Origin of the sequence: Agarivorans sp. 2_MG-2023, assembly GCF_030548085.1 — a bacterium.
In the GTDB taxonomy this organism is placed as follows: Bacteria; Pseudomonadota; Gammaproteobacteria; order Enterobacterales; family Celerinatantimonadaceae; genus Agarivorans.
In genome coordinates this window covers 106113-126919 of sequence record NZ_JAUORQ010000002.1, presented here as the reverse complement: position 1 = coordinate 126919, position 20807 = coordinate 106113, and the positions used below count along the sequence as shown (strand labels likewise).

Sequence of the window (20807 nt, the reverse complement as noted above, 5' to 3'; positions counted from 1 at the left end):
TTTATTCCTCGCTCGCCAAAGCAGAAACAGCGCTGTTTGTACTGCTATCGACAACAACTGCAATATCATTTTTCATGTTGATAATATTAGTGATGACGATTTGCTCACCGCTAGATAGTCCTTCTTTAACTACCCAACCGTTGCCAACTTCATTACTGAGAACCACTGATTTTTTTACTGTCTTTTTGTCTTGGTTGACCACAAAAACGGAAGGCTCACCAGATTGACTTCTTACCACTGCAGATTGAGGAACGACAAGGTAGCCTCGTGCTTCTGGCATTGAAATATGGGCACGTACGTACATGCCTGCTAATAAAGTATTGTTAGGGTTTGGAATGATGGCGCGCAGCGTTACCGTACCTGTTGAGTCTGAGACAAGCGTGTCGGAAAACTCTAATTGGCCGACTTCATCATAAGCAGTACCGTCTTCTAATGTTATCGTTACGGGGATCTCAGCATTTTTGTCAGTAAAGGTCGCAAACTCTTTTTTGATTTTGGTAATCGCTAACGAAGATTGCTGCATATCCACGTAAACATTCGCGGTTTGAACAATTGTCGTTAGGTAAGAAGACTGCTCAGAGGTCAACAAAGAACCTTCAGATACAAAAGAAAGGCCAGCCTGACCTGAGATTGGCGCTGTGATTTTTGTATATGAAAGTTCAATATTGGCATAATCCAATTCTGCTTGGCGGATCGCGACTTCAGCTTGGGCTTCTTTGTAAAGGGCGTCTGCATCGTCAAAATCTTGCTGACTGGTCAGTTTTTTTCTTAATAGTTCTTTATAACGAAGTGCCGTTTTTCGAGCGGTATCTTCGCTCGTCAGTGCTTTCGCTAATTGAGCTTGTGCGCTATTAACGTTGGATTGATACGTGGTTGGGTCAATTTCATAAAGTACATCATCGGCTTCTACGTGAGAGCCCTCTTTGTATAGGCGGCTTTTGAGAATCCCTGTTACTTGAGGCCTCACTTCTGCTTGCTTAAACGCAGCGATTCGCCCTGGCAGCTCGGTCGTTAAACGCAGTGTTGTTGGGGTCAAGTCTAAAACGTCAACATGAATAGGGTCTGGGGCTGGTCGTTGTTCCATAGCTTGTTCGCCACAGCCCAATAATAGAGAGCTAGAGAGAAGTAAGCCCAAAGGCAATCTTAACGCGCGGGGTAGAGACATAATGAAACCTTATCCTAGAAGCAGAATTGCAAACATAGAAAAAAGGATAGCGGTTACATGGTTAAGACGGGGTTAAGTCTTCAGGTTATTATTCATATAGTTTTGGGGTGGAGGTTAATTCACCTCACTTATTAGATGGGGACCTTGCATTGCGGGGGGGCGATAAAACCTGCCTTAGGGCTTTTTATATGAAAGATATAACGCCCCACGATTATTATTAAACACAACGAGCTAGAACACACAAAGGGATGTTAGACTGCAAAATATTACCTAACGACGGGAACGCTAAGTTCTTAACTCAATCGGATAAATTTGAGTAGGGTAAATTCAGATTAATAAGATATGAATGAGTAAAAGGTCTAACGGATAAAGGGGCAAATCCGTGTTAGGCCAGTATAGGGCTGAGTCAAACCAATCGAACGAATTTGGCAGTGAGTTTTAGCTTATGTGTTGTGGCTTTACTCCTGATTGCCAACTGCTTCGTTTACTTAGATTTGTCTGTCCATTTTTCATTGTGAACCAGTTGGTCTAGTTGTTCTCTAGGTAGCCAGCCAAACTGTTCTAGCTCTGGTTTTTCGCTAAAGCTCGACACATAGCCCAAGCATAGGTAGCCAATAATTTCTAAACGCTCGGGAATGGCTAAGGTGTCGCGTAATACTTGATCATGAATAATGCTTACCCAGCCTAGGCCGAGATTTTCGGCACGCGCGGCCAACCACATGTTTTGAATAGCGCATACGGTGCTGTATAAATCCATCTCAGGTTTTATGGTGCGACCAATCACTACTGGGCCATTGCGTTCTCTGTCGCAGGTAACACAAATGCCAAGTGGGGCTTCTAATATGCCTTCTAGTTTTAAGCGTTGGTAGGTATCGCGTTTTTCTTGAGAGAATAGCTTGGCCGATTCGGCACTGGCGGCTTGATAGCCGCGTTTAATCGCCTGTTTAGTTTGTTCTTGGGTGACTAAGATAAAATCCCAAGGTTGGCTAAAACCGACACTTGGTGCATGATGCGCCGCCGCAAGAATACGTTGAATAACATCTTGTGGAATGGCTTTGTTGATGAAGTCTTTACGCACGTCTCTGCGCGAATAAATTACTTTGTAAAGCGCATCTCTTTCGGCTTGGCTGATATTCATAGCGTTCTTTATTACTGCTTATTTGGCCACATTAAACCTGAGTGGGCTGTGGGGTTCAACTTATTCAGGGTGGCCGAAACAGGATATGAAAACAAAAACAGGCCAATACTTTGGCCTGTTTGTTAGTTCATTAAAACCTAAGTTTAAGGTTTATCATCAGCTTTGGGCTGGTCTTGTTCGAAGTCGTCTAAATAGTTTTTAGGCGGTGGCGTCCAGCCTCTATCGGTTAGAGAGTGGCCGTCACTTCGGTCTTTGTTCATGGCTTTGCCCAACAGATCTTCTAGTTGCAAAAACAGATCGCGATAGTCATTACTAAAGCGGTTATCTTCGCTGCTGGCCAGCCAGGTTTGATAAAGCTTCTCTTTGTTGTCTTTTTCAATTTGGTCGAATGCATTTTTAAGTTGTTCAGCCTTAAACGGATGAAAGCCTAATTCAGACAGTGCTCGACCGCCCATCTCCAGCGCCGAGTAGTAGGCTTCGGTAATAATGTGGTCTGCTCCTAAGCTACGAAGCTCGTAAGCGTGGCCACGGTCAAAGGCCCGTACCATTAAGCGCACATGTGGAAAGTTATGTTTTACGTACTTAACAATGTCTCTTACCCGCTCTTTGTCATCAATGGTGACTACCATGAGCTTGGCTTCTTCTATGCCTGCTGTGTGCAATAACTCGGGTTGTGTGGCGTCTCCAAAGTAGCTTTTGATGTTAATTTTGCGCATCAGTTCTACTTGAGCAACTTGGTGATCGAGCACCACGGTTTTTATGCCATTGGCCACTAAGAAGCGGTTTACAATTTGCCCAAAACGACCAATACCGGCAATGATTACGGTGCCTTTTTCGTCAATTTCATCGGGTTCTTGATGGTTCTCAGCTTCTTCGTAACGCGGCAATATCACTTTGTCGTAAAGAATAAACAGGCTAGGGGTTAAGAACATGGAGAAGGCCACAACCAAAGACAGTATTTGCGCAATGTCTTGAGGGATAACGTGGTTTTGCACGGTATAGCTAAGTAATACGAAGCCAAATTCACCGGCTTGCGCCAAACTAAGTGCAAACAACCAACGGTCGCTGTTTTTAATTTTAAAGATGATGGCCAGTACAAACAGTACCGAGGCTTTAATGAGCATAACTGCTAAGGCCATGGCGATAACTTTAGGCCAATGTACTTGTAGTACGCCAAAATCTACACCTGCGCCAACGGTGATAAAAAATAGCCCCAACAGCAGCCCTTTAAAGGGCTCGATGGTGGATTCTAACTCGTGCCTAAACTCACTGTTGGCCAATACTACTCCAGCCAAAAACGCGCCTAATGCCGGCGATAAACCAATCAAGCCCATTAACGCTGCAATGCCAATCACCAGCATTAAAGTAGCGGCAGTGAATATCTCGCGCAGGCCAGAGCTTGCTACATAACGAAACAGTGGGCGGCTAAGATAATGGCCGCCTACCACTAAGGCTGCAATGGCCAGCACAACCACCAAGGCATAGGCCCAACCGGGTAGGTGAGCCACTAGGTTTAAGCTGTCACCATGTTCGGCAGCGGCTTGGCCCAGTTGTTCGGCTTTTTCAATTAACTCCGGTAACGCGAGCAGTGGAATAAGCGCCAGCATGGGGATTACAGCGATATCTTGGAACAGCAACACCGAAAACGACGAACGGCCGCCATCAGTTTTATTTAGGCCTTTTTCATTAAAGGTTTGCAGCACAATAGCGGTAGAAGACAGCGAAAAGATTAGGCCAATGGCGAGTGCAATGGTCCACTGTAAATCAAAAGCTAAGGCGATACCCATCACCACAATGGTGGTTAACGATACCTGCAGACCGCCTAAACCAATGAGCTTGTGGCGCATATCCCATAACATGCGGGGTTCTAATTCTAGCCCCACCACAAACAGCATCATCACCACGCCAAACTCAGCAAAGTGCTGAATGGTGGCGGTTTCGGTGCCGACTAAACCGATTACTGGCCCAATAATGACACCAGCAATTAAATAACCCAGCACCGAGCCCAAACCGAGTTTTTTAGCTAAAGGAACCGCTAATACAGCAGCAATAAGATAGACAAAGGCTTGTAGAAAATAACCGGTCATAAGGCCTCCTTGAACAAGTTATTTGGAAGCTGAGTGAGCTTGTCTAGGCGGCTGGCCAGTTCTAAATCCACCTTGTTTTCAACAAGATTAACCAATAGCTTTTTCCAATTATTTAGATGAACACCCACTCGTTGCTCTTCTGCGGCGGTGCGTGAGGCAAATAACGCAAAGGGCGCTAGGTAACGCATGCCAATGAGGGATGCGGTTTGCTCTAGCGGGTGTAGTAGTTCGCGAATAGTGAAGTGGTTATAGCCTTTATCGCAGTAGGCGTTTTCGGCACCGCCAGCGGTGATGGCACAGAGTAAACTTTTGCCATGTAGCATGTTGCCGTCGTGCCCATAAGCAAAGCCATATTCCAGTACTAAGTCTTGCCATTCTTTTAAAATAGCGGGAGTAGAGTACCAGTACAAAGGGAACTGCATAATCACTATGTCGTGATCCAATAAGCGCTGTTGTTCTTTATCTACATTAATGCGAAAAGTAGGGTACTCGCGGTATAAATCTACCGCGGTTACCCCTTCAATGTTGCTGGCTAGCTTAAACATAGGCCGATTTATTTCTGAGCGGTCTTGCGAGGGGTGAGCAAATAACACTAATACTTTTTGATTTTGCTGGGGCATTGATAATTCCTTTTAAGCCTAGATACAGGGCAGCATTAAAACGGCTTCTAATATTGGTAAATTTGCTAACGAGTGACAAAGCTGCAACAAACCAAGGCCTGAGTAACAATACTCACCATAGTGAGTTATAGCAGACATTTACATCGGTTTTTTCATGGGCAGCGTATTGAGCGTAAATAGTGCCGCAAATAGCGCTAGTTGATCCCTTATTTAGTCACGGTGCTTAGTTGTGCACTTAGTGTGATTTACTGGTGTTGGTTACCGAGGTCGCCTTGTATCTTTGATGGCTGAAACGTTGCAGATGCTCTACATGTAACAGCTCTAGGTTTATTTGTCCGTTAAAGCAAGGCGCTTGCACCACCAAGGTATGAAACTCACCATTTTCACCACATGGGTCAACATCTGGTGGCAGTTCACTAAGCAGTTCCTTGTTGTATTCTCGGCCACAGTATTCTCTTGGTAAGCGTTCACTATCAACAGTGATTAAAAATGTCTTAATACCGCTACTAAGAATATCTGCAGCCAGTGACTTTGAAGCTTCGCCTAACAAGGGGAAAACACATTCCCATCCTGCGGGTTCTATGTAACTTCTTCGATAATCAACAATACCGTTACAAAACATGTCTCCAAAGGCGATTGCATCTATCGCAACACCCGATTTTTTCAGCCCATTAATCACGGTACTTTGGTAAATGTGATTACTGGGAAAAACCTCTGGAAGCTCTATGGTGATTAGAGGCAAACCAATAAGGTCTGCTTGCATTTGCACAACGTTTAAAGGGGTTGCTTGAAATGGAACGTCGTTTTTCACATGGGTGGTGTATAAGGCGGTAACCTTATATCTTGGGTCTTTAAGCAGCCGCAAAAGAGTGAGCGTAGAGTCTTTACCTGATGACCAACTAATAACAACGTTCTTTCTCATGGTGTAAGCCTAACAGTGAAAACAGCCCAAAGGCGATGGAGTTTAATCAGCATAAACATGGGCTGTTTTGTGCAATGATTAGCGGCAGCGCATTTGGTACAACTTCAAAACGGGCATGATTAAATTTATGCGGTTCGCCGTCTAAGTTTGTGGGTATAAACTGTTCTGACTTAGTCTCTAACCAAGGGGTTTGCCAAGTTACAATATACTCGCCGTTTTGGGTATCGCCATTGCCAAAAGCAGCGGCTTCTTGCAGTACTTGGCTTAAGGCTGTCGCGGGGAAGTCCCGCACAATGCATATGTCCATCAAACCGTCGTTTAAGTAAGCATTTGGCCCCAGTATTTGACCGCCGCCGGCCTGCTTGCCGTTACAAAGTGCACCAATAATTAAACCATCGTTAAAGCTTTTATCAGGGCTATTAAGCTTCCCAACATAAGGTTTAAAGTTTAAGGCTTGTACTATTCCAGAGAGGGTATAAGCGCCGCCACCTAAAAAGTTTTTTAGCTCTACCGGTGTTTCGGCGGTGATTTGGGCGCCAAAACCGGCGGTGAGTACATTCATAAAATAGTACTGTTGTTGATTCTCTAAATCTTTAGCGCTTATTACATCTACCATTTGCGCAGAATGTTCCAAGGCAAAAGTGATGGCATCTAAAGGGTTAGTAGGAATCTGACAAGCGGTAGCAAAGTCATTGGCGGTACCGAGGGGCAAAATGGCTAGGCTAGGGCGCTGCTCTGCAGGATAGAGCATTAAGGCTGATACCACTTCTTGTACCGAGCCATCACCGCCGCCAATCATCAGTTTTTTCTCTGGCGAGTTCCAACCTTGTTGATGTGCCTCGGCGACCAGTCGTTCTACGTCGCCACCTTCCCAGGTGACTCTCACTTGAATGTTGTGCCCTTGCTGGCGCAGCTTAGAGACTGCCTCGCGAATATCTGGAAGGTGTGCTTTCTTGCCGTTGAGTATTAGTCTAAGTTCCACAAATAGCCCTTATTTAATCAACATCTTAGTAGTTACTTCTACTATAAGTAGCCTGCGCAAATGTTGCTAGTGTTGTCAGCGATTTGTGAACAAACAATCTGTTTATGCTTGCCCTTTCATTCGCAAGTATAAGTTTTCTACTTTATCCCGCGCCCATTGGGTTTTACGCAAAAATTTCAGGCTAGATTTAATACTTGGGTCGTGAGTAAAGCAGCGAACATTGATCCGCGCGCCTAATTCGTCCCAGCCGTAAAAATCGACCAGTTCTTTTAAAATGCTTTCAAGGGTTTTGCCGTGCAAAGGGTTGTTTTCTTGGGTCATGCTGGTAGCCAATAGTAAATTCTTGCTTATTGTAACAGCTCCTATTTATGGCGGGACAAGTAAAACGACAAAGTTTTACTTAATAGGCTCACCCTTAAACGGGTTTTATAGGGTAAGCTGGAAGTGGATTTTTTTACGATGGACAGATGTTTTATGGAAGGTTTGCTTCGTTTAGTGCGAATACTAACAAGTATTGGTTTGTTTGCTTTGGCTGCGGCGATTGTTTTTTTTACTTTAGAGTTGCGCCAATTTCGTGAGCAGTTACCCATGTTGTTGGAAAAAGTAGACGCTACAGCACAACGAGTAGACCCAATAGTGGCAGAGGTCGCCGAGCTTAAAACCTTCATTCCACAAATCATAGAGCAAAGCGCGGGTTACCAAGCTTTGATTCCAGATGTACTAGAGCGTATTGATGTTATTAACCAACAGTTGCCCATAATCATTGATGAAGTTACCACGATTAGCCAAGCAATAGAGCCAATTTTGGCTGAGTCGGATGCGTGGCGTGGTGAACTACCCGCAGTATTAAAGCGAGTAGATGATACCAACACAACGGTGAGAGGCACTAACCAACAAATAGCTAAAGTGGTGCCTCAAGTACCGCTTATTTTGGCTGAAAGTGAAGCTTTGCGTGTAGAAATACCAGAGATGATCGCCAGTGCCGATGAGCTAGTAGGTAAAGCCGAAGAAGCCGGAAAAGAAGCCAGCCGTGGTTTGGTATCAGGTTTTGTAGGCGGCATTCTTACTTCGCCATTTAATCTCATTGGTAAAATAGGTGAAAACACCACTGAGCGTTTGGGCTTCAAAAATGCCGACAGCCTCACTGAAACCGACCGAGAACAGTACGCTAAGGCGATGAAAAAATTGATGAAAGCCCCTAAGCAGGATGCGAAAGAGCAATGGAGTAACCGTCGCTCTGGTAACAGTGGTTTGATCACTATTAAATCCATTGATAAACAGGGCCAAGCGCTTTGCTATCAATTACTTAGCGACTTTATTATTGCTGAAGGTGAGGATGCTGGTGAGCACCAGCTGACGACCGAAACTTGTGAAGAGTAGCGGCATAAAAAAGATCTTTTGTGGCCGAGAAAGCTAAAGTTATTCTCAATAAAGCCGCTAAAGAAGCGATGACCAGGAATCAGGAGGTAGAATGGAAATCAATGGTGCAAGCACTTCTCAATCAATGGAAGTGATTTCAGCCAAGTTGGCTAAAAGCCAACAAGAGCAAGACGGTAAAGCTGTACAAGAATTAGTTGCGGCAGCTGATGTTCCTGAGGCCGCGCCAGCGAGCCGACCGGGACTAGGCGAAACAATAAACATTAAAGTGTAAGTAGACTAAGCCGCAGTAGCGGCTTATTTTTTGCTTTTTATTCAATGTGTCATATTGAGTACCTTCCCGTAGCTTCCCCTTTTATATGTGCTCAACAAGTTGAGTACTCCACCATCATAAAAGTCATCCCAGTGCATGACTAAAATGGAATCGAGCTTAGTGTGTTGATGACATTACAGAGCAAAAAGCCGCTTAAAGTAAACTTGAGCATAGCAAGCGCTAAGAGCTTGGGTAAACCTAATGTACTGACGGCATTGAACTCCAAGTTGTATTGACTCAACACCATGGTTAGAAGATTAACTAAGCGCTAGTTAAGTTACTTGGGAAGAGAGCCGCAAGCGCGTTCGAGTGCTTTGGAATGTTGGCCTAGACCAATACTCAAGATGGCGAGCCTTACCATTATTAAAGCGTTTAGCTTGCTAACTATGGCGCTGAAAAGAATAGAGCGACACAGTTTGTACAAAGACTGAGAATCCTATAAACCACACTATTCATTGAGGTAACAATTTTGTCGCTAAGGCTGACAATACGCTTATTTTGTCTTGAGTTTGGACATTAATAGGGCACTACCTTCGATATAAAGGCTGGTATCTATTGGTAGTTTATGGATGAACATTTTGGGAAAAGGTTCGATGTAAGCTGTATTTTTTGAACATTGATCACTATTCGGACGACGGTATTAGACCTTAATCGCATTTATCAATACTCAGTCACATTTGTATTATTAAATTATATTACAATTGGTGTTCGTTAGAGTTTGAAAACACTATTGTATAGGGTTTTAGATAATGTGGAAAAGGATATAGCTGTTATTTCCACATCAATACACAGCGCTAAATTGGTTTTGTACTACAAAATGCATCATCGATTTATACAACATTAGGTGAATGGGTAAATGAAACATATCTATCTTAAAAGCTTGTTAGCAACGTCTGTTTTTTTAGCTGTAGGTTGTACATCAACCTCCGATCCTGTTAATGAGTTCGTTAACAACAAGGAAACGGGTGAAGCTTTATTAACGCCAGTAGCAGTTACAGCAAGTAGCCACGATGGTAACGGCCCTGACCGTTTATTGGACCAAGATCTTACAACGCGTTGGTCTTCAGCGGGTGACGGTGAATGGGCAATGTTGGACTTTGGTTCTGTTCAAGAGTTTGATGCCGTTCAAGCTGCATTTAGTAAAGGTAACCAGCGCCAGTCTAAATTTGATATCCAAATGAGTGTTGATGGTGAAAACTGGACTACCGTACTCGAAAGCCAAATGAGTTCGGGTAAAGCCCTTGGTCTAGAGCGCTTTCAGTTTGAGCCTGCGGTAAATGCACGTTACGTAAAATACGTTGGGCACGGCAATACTAAAAATGGTTGGAACAGTGTTACTGAGCTAGCTGCCGTGAACTGTGACATTAATGCTTGTCCTTCAAGCCACATCATTACGTCAGCAGTTGTTGCTGCTGAAGCATCAATGATTGCCGAAATGAAAGCGGCAGAGAAAGCGTATAAAGAATCGCGTAAAAACCTTCGTTCAGGTGATTTTGGTGCACCAGCAGTATACCCTTGTGATACTACGGTAAATTGTTCGCGTAGTGAGCTTCCGCCAACACCAAGCTTGCCAGCAACCCCGCTAGCAGGTAATGCACCGAGCGAAAACTTTGATTTGTCATACTGGTACCTATCTCAGCCTTTTGACCATGATAAAAATGAACGTCCAGACGACGTGTCTGAATGGAACTTAGCAAACGGTTACCAACACCCTGAGATTTTCTACACCGCTGATGATGGTGGCCTAGTATTCAAATCTTACGTGAAAGGTGTTCGTACCTCTAAAAACACCAAGTATGCGCGTACCGAGCTTCGTGAAATGCTACGTCGCGGTAACATGTCACATAGCACTAAAGGTGTGAACAAAAACAACTGGGTATTCTCAAGTGCTCCTGAAGCAGACTTAAAAGCGGCTGGCGGTATTGATGGCGTTTTAGAAGCAACCCTGAAAATTGACCACGCTACGACTACCGGTAAAGCTAATGAAGTAGGTCGCTTCATCATTGGTCAAATCCACGACCAAAACGATGAGCCAATTCGTTTGTACTACCGTAAACTACCAAATCAAGCAACAGGTGCTGTTTACTTTGCACATGAAAGCCAAGATGCCACAAAAGAGGATTTTTATCCGCTAGTGGGTGGCTTGACAGCTGAAGTGGGTGAGGATGGCATCGCTCTAGGTGAGATCTTCAGCTACCGTATCGAAGTGGTTGGCAACATGATGACAGTTAGTGTTATGCGTGAAGGCAAAGAAGACGCCGTTCAGGTAGTTGACATGAGTGACAGTGGCTACGATGTTGGCGGCAAGTACATGTACTTTAAAGCGGGTGTTTACAATCAAAACATCTCTGGTGACTTAGACGATTACGCTCAAGCTACCTTCTACAAGCTTGAAGCCTCTCATGATACTTACACAGAGCAATAAGCTTTAGTTATCACTCTGTTTGTAAAATAAAGAACCCCGCTTAGAGCGGGGTTTTTCTTTATTAGGATGCTAAATTTAGCGGCATTCTTAGCAACTTGTCTTCGTTAAGTGAGCTTGCTCTTTCCTCCTCTTTCTCCTTCTGCTGCAATCAAGGAACAAGCTATTCCAGCAAGCCGGTCAGAACTCGGTGGAACAATAAGTATTAACGAGTAGGCAGACTAAGCTGTAGCCGCCGCCTATTTTTTTGCTTTATATTCAATGTTTAAGTAGTCAAAGACAAAGCCCATTAACCATAAAGGGCCAATCAGTAAGTATTGAATGTCTTCAAAAAATGAGGGCTTTTTCCCTTCAATTTTATGGCCAATAAACTGGCCAATCCAGGCGACTACAAATATCCAGATACTGCATTGCCAAAGTGGAATTGGGTTTAATGTACTGATCAAATCGCATAACAGAAAACACGACAGGGTAAATAAGGCCATTGCCAGCGCGAGAGCTTTGGATAAGCGTAAGTAAAACCAATGAATAGGCAGAGCTAAAAGGCTGGCGGCATTTATCCAAGGGGAAAGTTGTTGGTCACTGACAACTGCTGATAAAGGCAGAGACCATAAAAGGCCAACAATACTGAAATAGATGGCAGGCACCATAAACCAATGAATGGCTTTGTTGGTTGGATTTTTATGGCTAACGGCATATTCATTAAACCATTGCTGCACGGGTTTTGGCATAACTTTGCATCCTGCTAAGTGTTAACAGTTTGTTACCATAACAGTTGCAGCTCTGACCAGTTAGCCGAAGGCTAGAACTTGAGATCAAGATCTCATGTGGCAATGGAGAAGCGTATACCGTGGCCAAGTAATTAGTCTTGGTCGAGGTGTTTTAGTTGTTTTATAAAGCTATCTATCGCTTTATCGTCATGCACGGAAAACTGGTATTTATTGTGAAAAAATACACTAAGATCCAATTGTTGGTTACTGAGCACAATGGTGTAGCCATCCCAATCGGAGCTAGCCTGCAAACCTTGATACAGGTAGCCTTCACCTTGCTTTATGCCTAGGCGGGTAATTTTTTCATATACTCGAAGCGCTAGGTTTACATCAACAACGCGTTGCATCACTTTCCCCTAAAATGTTTGGCATGGTTTAGTCAAACTGCTTATCTACGCCACAGCTTTGTTCATCGCAACGGGCTTTGCCAGTTAACAAACGCGATATTTTGAAGCGATTCTTAGCAAACACCAAATAGGCTTTGTCAGATACTCCACGCAATAGCGGGGTGCGTAGCAGTTGTATCCATGGCTTTTGATTCACCAGCCCCCAAGCTTGAGCGGTAACATCTAAGCCTAGTAACAAAGTTCCAGTTTCGGTTTCTGCATGCAGTATATCGCTGGCCTCTGTTCGGTCTATGTGTGGAAATTTGTCGGTAAACTCAGCTTGGTTGATGTCTTGTAGCTCTATTAGCTCTCGGTGATCAAAAAACTTAAGTTGACGCATTTCTTCTGCACATAAAGGACATTGGCCGTCATAAAAAATTCGTAATTGCATAAGTACTCCGGTTTATTGGTAGGCAAGTATTAGTAGGTGAGTGCTCACCACTACGCAGGTTAAAATTAAGCGTAAACGTTGGTAAGACGGACTAAAGCGGCTAGGAGGTTGGCTATGCCATTCACGGTAATAAATAACTATATAAGCACCGGCCAGTAAAATGAGTGCACTGCTGGTGGAATTTAGCATTAAACATACAAAGCTGAGTACACTCAGTAGGTTGCTAATAATCAGTTGCTTACTGCTATGGCTTTCGCCGTTTAATGATTGTGCCCACAAGCTTCCACAAAGGAAGCTTAAGATGACAGCGCTATATCCAACAAACAATTGCAGGGGGCTGTGAGTGAACAACTTTATTTGCATTAGTGTGGCCAAACATAAAGCGATGAAAACACTTAACCCTGCGTATCCTAAAAAAGTGATTGTGCGCTGTAGTTTGTCCAAAATACCGTCCTTAACGATTTACTACTTTATTAAACGTAGTAAGCAGGCATTTGGATCGACCTTGTTAAAGCTGCACGCTTAGTGGGGTATATGGTTACAACTAAGCAAAGCCTCAGGTACCCGATTTATCCAAGGGGAGTACATTGCAAAACAGCTCTCGCTCGTATTGTTTTTCTAGGTGATCACGCCAATTGCGTTTCTGAATGGGAACCAAATAAAAGGTTTCACGGCTAGTGTCGGTAACAAACGCCATACCACGAGGCATTAGTTCATAGTGAATATCGTGCACAAAACCCAGAGAAAAGCTTTGGCGGCCAGTAAGGTGGTTAATGTCTTCTCGCGACAAACAAACCCCTTTTTTGTCTTCGGCGAAACGGTCGCATAACCATTCTGAAAATTGTTTAGCGCTGATCATAGTCATTGCAAGCGCCTCCTAAATATTGAGTGTTTTTTAGTCAGTTGAATAGTTAAGGTATAGCAGATGAAACAGCCTTTTTTTTATAAGTATTTATGTCAGTTTGTTTTTTTTGCTGTAAATGACCAGATAAAACAGAGGCTTACTATTTAGAGGGAATGCAGTAAATGCATCCCCTCTGAGTAATGCTAGAAGTTAGCTAAGAAGAATGGAATCAATAAGGCATTCACCAAGTCAATGAAGAAGGCACAGACCAAAGGCACAATAATAAAGGCGAGGTGTGAGTTACCATAGCGCTGCGATACCGCTGACATATTTGCCATTGCAGTAGGCGTAGAGCCTAGCGATATACCACCAAAGCCTGAACAAATTACTGCGGCGTCGTAGCTTTTGCCCATTGCCGGGAATACGATAAAAATGTTCACTAGAATGGCAATCACAAACTGGGCGCTGAGGATGGCAAAAATAGGACCCGCTAAATCAATCAGCGTCCACAATTGCATGCTCATTAGCGACATCGCTAAAAAAGTACCTAGGGAAATATCGGCAATTAATGCAATGGCGGGTTTACGGGTTGGCCATTGGGTACCCGTTATACGTGGCAGCGAAGACGGTACCAAGTTAGTCATTACAATACCGGCAAATAAACAGGTTACAAATAGCGGTAGTTGTAAGCCCACGTTGGCAATGATTTCATTCAGTATGAAACCTAAAATTACACAGATATGAATCGCTAAAATGGCATCTAAAAAGTCAAAACCAGTGATCCCTTTATCTTTGTTTTCTTCTGCCACACCAACGTCTAGCGGCTCATCTTTTTTAGGGCTTAGGTTATGTCGGTTCACTAAGAACTGAGCAATTGGGCCACCCATTAAACTGGCAAGTATTAGCCCGAAGGTTGCACTGGCAATACCAATTTCCATGGCGTTTGTTACGCCAAAATCTTCGGCAATTCGTGGTGCCCACGCAATGGCTGTGCCGTGTCCACCAATTAGCGATACACTTCCTCCTAAGAGGCCCACGGCAGAGTCTAGACCGAAAATTTTCGCCACAGTGATACCGGTGAGATTTTGAAGAATCATGTAACCAATGGTAATGCCGAGTAAAATCACTAAGGGCATCCCACCTTTTAACAAATCTTTTAAACTGGAGTTGATACCAATGGTGGTGAAGAAGTAGACCAGCAAAATATCGCGAGCGATTAAGGTGAACTCAATCTCTACCGAGGTGAGGGCGTAAATAAGACCAATGATTACCGAGAACAAAATGCCTCCGGTAACCGGTTCAGGAATACTGAACTCTCTTAAAAAATTAACCGCTCTGTTAATTCGTCGGCCAATAAACAACACCAATATGCCGATGGTGGCGGTAAAAAAGGAGTCAAATACTAAAACTCCGTCATTGAACTCAATGCCCATACAATTTCCTATTAGCTAAATGTTATTAAGCAAGCTGGGCTTGCTGAGTAGGATCCATCCTACTTAGGGTGATAAGTGGCGAAATAGTTGCAGTGAATGCTGCGAATATTTCGCCATTTAGTGTAGAGATAGTTCTAATCAGAGTAAACCAAGGTATGTAAACGCATTAGGTCGTGGGGCTTTGATGAGGTTTGTTGCTTGGAGAAAAGCCTAAGGAAATAAAATTATTCTGCAGAGCTTGTTAGTATCAAAGGGCTATTTATAGGCTGTTAATCTCGCCAATTATGTTTTTTTAGGAACTAATCCTGCCAAATTCGCATTTATCACTTCTGTCACAAACTAAAGATAGACCATTTAGCTTGGCTTGCGATAGAGTCGGTGTTCAGTTTGTAAAGGTAAGCAATAATGCGACGCATCATTTTGATTATGGCGGCGTTGATTACTGTTGCTACATGGAAGTTTTACAGTAACGACGCTGCTGATTCGGCAGCCACTCCGAATAAACCCGTTACCGTAGAAGTGGTGACCATAGAGAAAGGCCAGCTGCGCGAACAAGTGCATTTGTTAGGCAATGTATTCTCCGCAAGCTCGGTGAATATTAACCCTGAGGTTGATGGCCGTATTGCCACTGTGGCAGTTAAATCTAGCCAAGCAGTTAGCCAAGGCCAGTTATTGGTGCAGCTTGATAACCGCCATCAACAGGCGGTGTTACAGCGTGAACAAGCCCGTTTAGACGACATACTTCGCCAACATAAAAATTTACTACAACTGTTACCCAAAGGTGCCACTACTCAGGCTGAAGTAGATCGTTATGAGTCACAAGTGGCGATGCAGCAAGCTGAGTTAGCGATTGCCACAGCGGCTTTGCAAGATAGAGCTATTCGAGCGCCTTTTAGCGGCAAACTGGGGCTGGTTGACTTAAGCCCCGGCCAATTGGTGAATACCGACACCACTCTTACGACGTTAGATAATGCTGATACTTTACGCCTCAATGTACCGGTGGCAGCCCGCTATTTAGGGCGAGTTGCCGTTGGCCAACAAGCGCAAGTGCATCAAGCTGGGCTTCAACATCAAGTGTTTGATGCCACGGTGAGTAGTATTGATAGCCGAGTGCGTGGCGAAAGCCTCAATGTTTACATTCAGTTGTCTATTGATAATAAACAAGCGGGCTTGGCACCGGGTGCTCTGGTTACTGGTGAGTTAGCATTAAGCGCTCCAGAGCGTTTACTGTTGCCCTTGCAAGCGGTGGCCTACGACGGTGACCGCCGTTTTGCTTACCGAATAAACCAGCAGCAGGTGGACAAAGTTGAACTAGAGCTGGGCGTGCGTGGCAATAATGTAGTGGAAGTACTGAGTGGTTTGGAAGCAGGCGATAAAGTGGTGTATCGCGGATTAGTGAAGCTTCACGATGGGATTGAGGTTGACGTACTAAACTAATGAAAATTTCAGACCTGTCGATGTATCGCCCGGTAGCGGCGATAGTACTAAGCATATTATTGATGTTATTTGGGGTTGTTGGCTACAGCCAACTGCCGGTGCGCGAAATGCCCGACATTGAAAGCCCTGTCGTCTCTATTGGTACGCCATATCGTGGCAGTGCTTCCTCCATCGTCGAATCGCAAATCACCAACCCGATAGAAGATGAACTTAGCGGCATTGATGGTATTGATTACATCTGGTCATCGTCTTGGGATGGCTGGTCTGGCATTACTATCACCTTCAAACAAGGCTCTGACATGCTGGCGGCGGTGAGCGATGTGCGAGATGCGGTAAGCCGTGCGCGTAATCGCCTGCCTGATGACGTAGATGAACCGGTGGTGCGTAAAAACGACAGTGAAGAAGCGCCATTTATGTGGCTAAATCTTACCGCTACCTTGCAAGATCGCGTTGAGTTAAGTGACTTTGCCGAACGGATACTGATTGAACGTTTAAGCCTACTACCCGGAGTGAGTGCGGTAAATACCTCTGGTTTGGTTGAGCGGGTAATGTACGTGGAGTTAGATCCCATTGCGATGGCCGGGCGCGGGCTCACCACCAATGATGTTATTGATGCGCTTAATCGAGAAAACCTGCAGTTGCCGGCCGGTTATGTTCGAAATGACAGCCTAAATATTGTGGTGCGCATGGAGCGCATGTATCAGCAAGCCGACGATTTTGCTGAGCTACAAATTGCTAACCTAAATGGCGACAGCGTTACCCTAGATGACATTGCCCACATCTACATTGGCGCTAAAAAAGACACCACTACCTTTAAAAGCAACGGCGTAGACAGCATGGGCTTGGGCATTGTTGCTATGTCTAAAGCTAATCCTTTGGAAGTGGCAGATACGGTTAACAAAGAACTGGCTTCTCTGCAGCGTTTCTTGCCTGAAGGCGCTGAGTTAAGTGTTGATTACGATAGCACTATTTTTATCCGCCAGGCGATTAACGAGGTGTATTCAACCCTAGCGATTTGTGCCTTGTTAGTGGTGGCAGTGTTGTACCTATTTTTGGGACGACTAAGCGCAACCATTATTCCTGCGGTAACCGTACCAGTATCTTTAGTGGCTGCTTTCTCGGTGGCTTATATGCTGGGTTACAGCATCAACTTAGTGACTCTGATGGCTCTCATTTTAGCCATTGGTTTGGTGGTGGATGATGCGATTGTGGTGGTGGAGAATATTATTCGCCATAGAGCCGCGGGCGCACCGCCTTTGGTTGCGGCGTTTCGCGGTGCAAAAGAGCTAAATTTTGCTGTTATTGCTACCACCGTTGTATTGGTCATGGTGTTTTTGCCGCTGGTATTTATGCAGGGAAAAATTGGCGACTTGTTTAGCGAATTTGCGGTATTGCTGTCGGCTGCGGTGATTTTCTCTTCTTTAGTGGCGCTGACTCTTGCACCCGTAATGGCGGGTAAGCTATTTGAGAAAGATCCCACTAAGGTGACTTGGCTCAATCGCTCTGTAGGCCGAGCAATGACAGCGCTGCAGAACAGGTATGCGGCTTTGTTGGAAAAAGTGGTGCATTTTAAAGTGAGCGCTGTGCTGGTGGTTGTGGCGTGTATGGCCTTGCTTGTGTGGGCTTATCAGCAGCAAAATCCGGCCTTTGCACCTAAAGAAGACCGCGGGGTTGTTAACGTATACGTTGGTGGCGTGGAGGCGACCAGTTACGATCGCATGGTAGAAAGCATGGCGCAAATTGAGCAGCGTTTATTGCCAATGATGGATCAAGACGGCCCTATCGACACCCTTAATTATTCTGCCCCTGCTTTTGGCAGTTGGGCCGACCACCAGGGCTTTTTCATTGTTCGCTTAAAAGATTGGAGCCAGCGAACTCAAAATGCCGCTGAAGTAGTAGAGATGATCCGCGATGCTGCTCATGATGTCAGTGACGTAAAGGTCTACCCCTATCAACCCGGTTTTGGCGGTGGAATGGGCGAGCCAGTGCAATTTGTATTACAGGGCGATGATTATGAAAGTCTTTATCAATACGCACAAATGCTAGAGAAAGAAGCCAACGATAGCGGCTTAATGCACGGGGTTCAGCTTGATTACAATCCCACTACGCCAGAGATACTGCTACAGGTAAATCGCTTAGCTGCCCGCGAGCTGGGTATTAGCATCGACGATATTGCCAGCACCTTAGAAGTACTGCTTGGAGGACGAGCTCAAACCCGATTCGAAGAGTTTGGCGAAGAGTATGATGTTTACTTAAAGGCCGATGAAAGTCAGTTCCAATCGCCCAGTGATTTGAGCAAGGTGTATCTGCGCAGTGCTAGTGGCGCCTTAGTGTCTTTAGACACTTTGGTGGAAGCGAATGATGTGGCATCGGCTCGAGGCTTGTTTCATTATCAACGGAAAAAGTCGATAAACCTTAAAGCTAACTTAAGTGACGATGTGAGCTTGGGCGAAGCACTGAGCTTTTTGAACCAGGCTTCTAGCGAAATTTTGCCTAGCGGCTATACCGTAGATTACGCTGGAGAATCAAAAGAGTTTTACGATAACCAGCGAGAAATTTGGTTGTTGTTTGCCATGGCTTTATTGGTTTGTTATTTGGTGTTAGCAGCGCAATTTGAAAGCTTTATTAGCCCCGCCATTGTCATGCTAACCGTACCGCTGGGGCTGCTAGGAGGATTGCTCGGCATCCTTATTACTGGTGAAACTTTTAACATATACAGCCAGTTAGGTTTATTAATGCTTATAGGTATGGCAACCAAAAACGGTATTTTAATTGTAGAGTTTGCCAATCAATTACGCGACCAAGGTTTGGCAGTGAAAGAGGCCATTATTAAAGCGTCTACCAATCGCTTACGGCCGATTATTATGACGGCCATGACCACCTTGCTAGGGGCGGTGCCTATGTTGCTTGCCACTGGCGCCGGTTCGGAAACCCGCTTTGCGATTGGTATTGTAATATTTAGTGGCATGTTACTGGCCACTTTTGTGACGCTGTTTGTGGTACCGTGTTTGTATCATTTATTGGGGGGCTTAAGTGGCTCACCGGAAGCGCGTGCCGAACAGCTTAATCAACAGTTACAAGGAAATGGCGCAATATCAAATCGCGACAACAGATGTGAGAACTAATGCGAAAAATGGATAAAAAACGCGATAAGGATATCGTGGCGGCTTTAACAACGGTGTGTGAAGCGGCTAAGCTAGATAACGCGGACTTTAGCTGGATAAGTCACCGAGTGAACTATCTGCGCTTTCCCGATAGTTTAGAAGTGCAGTGTGTTTACGCTCACCAAGATGCACTGCAGAGTGCGGAGCGGGCGGGTGAACTGAAGAAGATCATCGAGCAAATTAACCTAGGTTTAAATGCTAAAGGTATTCAGTTGAACAACCTTAAACGACAAGTTCGTTTTAGTAGCGAAGAATAGCGATTAGTCGCTACTAAAACAGCGCGAGATTATTCGCCTTCTTGCTCTGGCCATATTTGCTCTTCAGCTGGCGCTTCTGGCTTTTCGTCGGCCGCTTTTACGCGAATTTTGTTACCCGCTTGCTTAGTGCCGTTGAGTGCGTCAATCGCTGCTTGAGCGGCGCTATCGTCGGCCATTTCAACAAAGCCAAAACCTTTTGATTTGCCACTTTCTTGATCCATCACCAAGTCGCAACTCTGTACTTCTCCGTGGGCTTCAAATAAGGCTAACAACTCGGTTTCGGTAATGGTGCGAGTTAGGTTGCGGACTAATAATTTCATGGTGTACCCACTGTTGGCGGAGAAAAAAGGGCGGCGATTGTGCCACATCATCTTGAGGCATACCACCGGAAATCAGCTATTCAATAGCTTTTATTATATATCGCTCATTGTTACGCAATTTTACGTAAAAAGCTCGCGACATTTGCTTTACTCTTACTGCTTATCTGTTGCATTAAGCTAAAGCTTGGTTGGTCTAGATGGTATTGATTAGCGAGTTGCTCTAGCAGACAGTTCCATAGCTTGGCTGTCATTTCTGAATCGGCTAACGCTCGGTGAAATACACCGTCGTTCTCAATATCGTTGTAAGCCACTAAACTCCCCAGTTTATGGTTGGGGGCGTCGGGAAATAAACGGCGTGACAGCAACATAGAGCAGGCAAATTGGCCTTGAAGCCTTCGGCCTATTTGGGCAAATTCGGCCTCTAAAAAACGTTGATCAAATGAGGCGTTGTGCGCCACAAGGTTATGAGACCCCACAAATTGATAGAAACGTTCCATCACCTCTTCACAAGGCGGGGCGTCGCGTAACATGGTATTACTAATGCCAGTGTAGTTTTCAATAAACGAGTTAACCCTAAACCCCGGGTTCATTAATTCTTGAAAGCGCTGAGTGGCTTGACCATTTTCTAGCAGTACTGCGCCAATTTCTATGGCTCGGTCACCTTGGTTCGGTGACAGCCCAGTGGTTTCGAAATCGAGAACAATAACAGTATTAGCGGGTGAAGAAGGGTTCAAAGGCCATATTCTTTTTAAGGATTGCATCAAGGGGCCAATAATACC

General features: G+C 44.7%; 20 protein-coding genes and 1 pseudogene. 6 read left to right on the top strand and 15 right to left on the bottom strand.

Annotated features, from left to right (window positions below; genetic code table 11):
- Nucleotide 1: 1 nt before the first annotated feature.
- The 7 genes and pseudogenes from Q4549_RS03295 to Q4549_RS03265 form a co-directional block, all read right to left on the bottom strand.
- A complete protein-coding gene (locus Q4549_RS03295; RefSeq protein WP_303549524.1) occupies nucleotides 2–1165 on the bottom strand; it encodes an efflux RND transporter periplasmic adaptor subunit in 1164 nt (387 codons plus the stop codon).
- Nucleotides 1166–1649: 484 nt separating this feature from the next.
- The gene (gene bluB / locus Q4549_RS03290) at nucleotides 1650–2303 is read right to left on the bottom strand and encodes a 5,6-dimethylbenzimidazole synthase (protein WP_303549526.1); all 654 of its coding nucleotides are present in this window, start codon (nucleotides 2301–2303) and stop codon (nucleotides 1650–1652) included.
- 143 nt (nucleotides 2304–2446) lie between these two features.
- Entirely contained in the window at nucleotides 2447–4390 is a 1944-nt protein-coding gene (locus tag Q4549_RS03285) for a monovalent cation:proton antiporter-2 (CPA2) family protein (RefSeq protein ID WP_303549529.1), read from the bottom strand.
- The gene (locus Q4549_RS03280; RefSeq protein ID WP_303549531.1) at nucleotides 4387–5010 is read right to left on the bottom strand and encodes an NAD(P)H-dependent oxidoreductase; all 624 of its coding nucleotides are present in this window, start codon (nucleotides 5008–5010) and stop codon (nucleotides 4387–4389) included. The genes Q4549_RS03285 and Q4549_RS03280 overlap by 4 nt, the downstream gene beginning before the upstream one ends.
- Nucleotides 5011–5245: 235 nt before the next feature.
- Nucleotides 5246–5932 carry a hypothetical protein gene (locus Q4549_RS03275; RefSeq protein WP_303549534.1) on the bottom strand — a complete coding sequence of 229 codons (687 nt, stop codon included), beginning with the start codon at nucleotides 5930–5932 and terminating at the stop codon, nucleotides 5246–5248.
- Nucleotides 5933–5978: 46 nt separating this feature from the next.
- Nucleotides 5979–6914: a lipid kinase YegS gene (gene yegS / locus Q4549_RS03270; protein WP_303549536.1), complete on the bottom strand. Its 936-nt coding sequence runs from the start codon at nucleotides 6912–6914 to the stop codon at nucleotides 5979–5981.
- A gap of 120 nt (nucleotides 6915–7034) precedes the next feature.
- Nucleotides 7035–7235 (bottom strand): annotated as a pseudogene (locus tag Q4549_RS03265) (VF530 family DNA-binding protein); the annotation flags it as partial.
- A 138-nt stretch (nucleotides 7236–7373) separates the two neighbouring features.
- On the opposite strand from Q4549_RS03265, the gene Q4549_RS03260 reads away from it, so the two are divergent.
- The 3 genes from Q4549_RS03260 to Q4549_RS03250 all read left to right on the top strand — a co-directional run bounded on the left by Q4549_RS03260 (nucleotide 7374) and on the right by Q4549_RS03250 (nucleotide 11029).
- On the top strand, nucleotides 7374–8294 hold the full coding sequence (locus Q4549_RS03260; RefSeq protein ID WP_303549538.1) for a hypothetical protein: 921 nt from the start codon (nucleotides 7374–7376) through the stop codon (nucleotides 8292–8294).
- Nucleotides 8295–8385: 91 nt separating this feature from the next.
- On the top strand, nucleotides 8386–8565 hold the full coding sequence (locus Q4549_RS03255; protein WP_137671991.1) for a hypothetical protein: 180 nt from the start codon (nucleotides 8386–8388) through the stop codon (nucleotides 8563–8565).
- A gap of 895 nt (nucleotides 8566–9460) precedes the next feature.
- The gene (locus tag Q4549_RS03250; RefSeq protein ID WP_303549541.1) at nucleotides 9461–11029 is read left to right on the top strand and encodes a polysaccharide lyase family 7 protein; all 1569 of its coding nucleotides are present in this window, start codon (nucleotides 9461–9463) and stop codon (nucleotides 11027–11029) included.
- A 236-nt stretch (nucleotides 11030–11265) separates the two neighbouring features.
- Here the strand turns inward: Q4549_RS03250 and Q4549_RS03245 are convergent, their stop codons facing one another.
- From Q4549_RS03245 to gltS, 6 genes are all read right to left on the bottom strand, one after another.
- On the bottom strand, nucleotides 11266–11757 hold the full coding sequence (locus tag Q4549_RS03245) for a DUF962 domain-containing protein (RefSeq protein ID WP_303549544.1): 492 nt from the start codon (nucleotides 11755–11757) through the stop codon (nucleotides 11266–11268).
- A gap of 131 nt (nucleotides 11758–11888) precedes the next feature.
- Nucleotides 11889–12143 carry a DUF3081 family protein gene (locus tag Q4549_RS03240; protein ID WP_303549546.1) on the bottom strand — a complete coding sequence of 85 codons (255 nt, stop codon included), beginning with the start codon at nucleotides 12141–12143 and terminating at the stop codon, nucleotides 11889–11891.
- 28 nt (nucleotides 12144–12171) lie between these two features.
- Nucleotides 12172–12573, bottom strand: coding sequence for a thiol-disulfide oxidoreductase DCC family protein (locus Q4549_RS03235; protein ID WP_303549549.1), 402 nt, complete (start codon nucleotides 12571–12573; stop codon nucleotides 12172–12174).
- A gap of 12 nt (nucleotides 12574–12585) precedes the next feature.
- The gene (locus tag Q4549_RS03230) at nucleotides 12586–13017 is read right to left on the bottom strand and encodes a DUF3429 domain-containing protein (protein ID WP_303549552.1); all 432 of its coding nucleotides are present in this window, start codon (nucleotides 13015–13017) and stop codon (nucleotides 12586–12588) included.
- 112 nt (nucleotides 13018–13129) lie between these two features.
- On the bottom strand, nucleotides 13130–13438 hold the full coding sequence (locus Q4549_RS03225) for a hypothetical protein (protein ID WP_137671985.1): 309 nt from the start codon (nucleotides 13436–13438) through the stop codon (nucleotides 13130–13132).
- 182 nt (nucleotides 13439–13620) lie between these two features.
- The gene (gene gltS, locus Q4549_RS03220) at nucleotides 13621–14850 is read right to left on the bottom strand and encodes a sodium/glutamate symporter (protein WP_201798686.1); all 1230 of its coding nucleotides are present in this window, start codon (nucleotides 14848–14850) and stop codon (nucleotides 13621–13623) included.
- Between the two features lie 405 nt (nucleotides 14851–15255).
- Here gltS and Q4549_RS03215 point away from each other — a divergent pair, with 405 nt between their 5' ends.
- From Q4549_RS03215 to Q4549_RS03205, 3 genes are read left to right on the top strand one after another with little or no spacing between them, the layout of a single operon-like run.
- Nucleotides 15256–16287 (top strand): efflux RND transporter periplasmic adaptor subunit, encoded by a 1032-nt coding sequence (locus Q4549_RS03215; RefSeq protein ID WP_303549555.1) that lies wholly within the window; start codon nucleotides 15256–15258, stop codon nucleotides 16285–16287.
- Nucleotides 16287–19412: an efflux RND transporter permease subunit gene (locus Q4549_RS03210; RefSeq protein ID WP_303549558.1), complete on the top strand. Its 3126-nt coding sequence runs from the start codon at nucleotides 16287–16289 to the stop codon at nucleotides 19410–19412. The genes Q4549_RS03215 and Q4549_RS03210 overlap by 1 nt, the downstream gene beginning before the upstream one ends.
- Before the next feature lie 8 nt (nucleotides 19413–19420).
- Nucleotides 19421–19708, top strand: coding sequence for a hypothetical protein (locus tag Q4549_RS03205; RefSeq protein WP_303557081.1), 288 nt, complete (start codon nucleotides 19421–19423; stop codon nucleotides 19706–19708).
- Nucleotides 19709–19737: 29 nt separating this feature from the next.
- On the opposite strand, the gene Q4549_RS03200 is transcribed toward Q4549_RS03205, so the two are convergent.
- Nucleotides 19738–20028 carry an RNA-binding protein gene (locus Q4549_RS03200; RefSeq protein ID WP_303549564.1) on the bottom strand — a complete coding sequence of 97 codons (291 nt, stop codon included), beginning with the start codon at nucleotides 20026–20028 and terminating at the stop codon, nucleotides 19738–19740.
- Between the two features lie 110 nt (nucleotides 20029–20138).
- Nucleotides 20139–20789: a PolC-type DNA polymerase III gene (locus Q4549_RS03195; protein WP_303549730.1), complete on the bottom strand. Its 651-nt coding sequence runs from the start codon at nucleotides 20787–20789 to the stop codon at nucleotides 20139–20141.
- Between the last annotated feature and the right edge of the window lie 18 nt (nucleotides 20790–20807).

What these genes read in the sequence shown, in the direction of transcription:
- Q4549_RS03295 (WP_303549524.1), bottom strand. Translation starts at nt 1,165, where the DNA reads ATGTCTCTACCCCGCGCGTTAAGATTGCCTTTGGGCTTACTTCTCTCT.
- bluB (WP_303549526.1), bottom strand. Translation starts at nt 2,303, where the DNA reads ATGAATATCAGCCAAGCCGAAAGAGATGCGCTTTACAAAGTAATTTAT.
- Q4549_RS03285 (WP_303549529.1), bottom strand. Translation starts at nt 4,390, where the DNA reads ATGACCGGTTATTTTCTACAAGCCTTTGTCTATCTTATTGCTGCTGTA.
- Q4549_RS03280 (WP_303549531.1), bottom strand. Translation starts at nt 5,010, where the DNA reads ATGCCCCAGCAAAATCAAAAAGTATTAGTGTTATTTGCTCACCCCTCG.
- Q4549_RS03275 (WP_303549534.1), bottom strand. Translation starts at nt 5,932, where the DNA reads ATGAGAAAGAACGTTGTTATTAGTTGGTCATCAGGTAAAGACTCTACG.
- Q4549_RS03260 (WP_303549538.1), top strand. Translation starts at nt 7,374, where the DNA reads ATGGACAGATGTTTTATGGAAGGTTTGCTTCGTTTAGTGCGAATACTA.
- Q4549_RS03255 (WP_137671991.1), top strand. Translation starts at nt 8,386, where the DNA reads ATGGAAATCAATGGTGCAAGCACTTCTCAATCAATGGAAGTGATTTCA.
- Q4549_RS03250 (WP_303549541.1), top strand. Translation starts at nt 9,461, where the DNA reads ATGAAACATATCTATCTTAAAAGCTTGTTAGCAACGTCTGTTTTTTTA.
- Q4549_RS03245 (WP_303549544.1), bottom strand. Translation starts at nt 11,757, where the DNA reads ATGCCAAAACCCGTGCAGCAATGGTTTAATGAATATGCCGTTAGCCAT.
- Q4549_RS03240 (WP_303549546.1), bottom strand. Translation starts at nt 12,143, where the DNA reads ATGCAACGCGTTGTTGATGTAAACCTAGCGCTTCGAGTATATGAAAAA.
- Q4549_RS03235 (WP_303549549.1), bottom strand. Translation starts at nt 12,573, where the DNA reads ATGCAATTACGAATTTTTTATGACGGCCAATGTCCTTTATGTGCAGAA.
- Q4549_RS03225 (WP_137671985.1), bottom strand. Translation starts at nt 13,438, where the DNA reads ATGACTATGATCAGCGCTAAACAATTTTCAGAATGGTTATGCGACCGT.
- gltS (WP_201798686.1), bottom strand. Translation starts at nt 14,850, where the DNA reads ATGGGCATTGAGTTCAATGACGGAGTTTTAGTATTTGACTCCTTTTTT.
- Q4549_RS03215 (WP_303549555.1), top strand. Translation starts at nt 15,256, where the DNA reads ATGCGACGCATCATTTTGATTATGGCGGCGTTGATTACTGTTGCTACA.
- Q4549_RS03210 (WP_303549558.1), top strand. Translation starts at nt 16,287, where the DNA reads ATGAAAATTTCAGACCTGTCGATGTATCGCCCGGTAGCGGCGATAGTA.
- Q4549_RS03205 (WP_303557081.1), top strand. Translation starts at nt 19,421, where the DNA reads ATGGATAAAAAACGCGATAAGGATATCGTGGCGGCTTTAACAACGGTG.
- Q4549_RS03200 (WP_303549564.1), bottom strand. Translation starts at nt 20,028, where the DNA reads ATGAAATTATTAGTCCGCAACCTAACTCGCACCATTACCGAAACCGAG.
- Q4549_RS03195 (WP_303549730.1), bottom strand. Translation starts at nt 20,789, where the DNA reads ATGCAATCCTTAAAAAGAATATGGCCTTTGAACCCTTCTTCACCCGCT.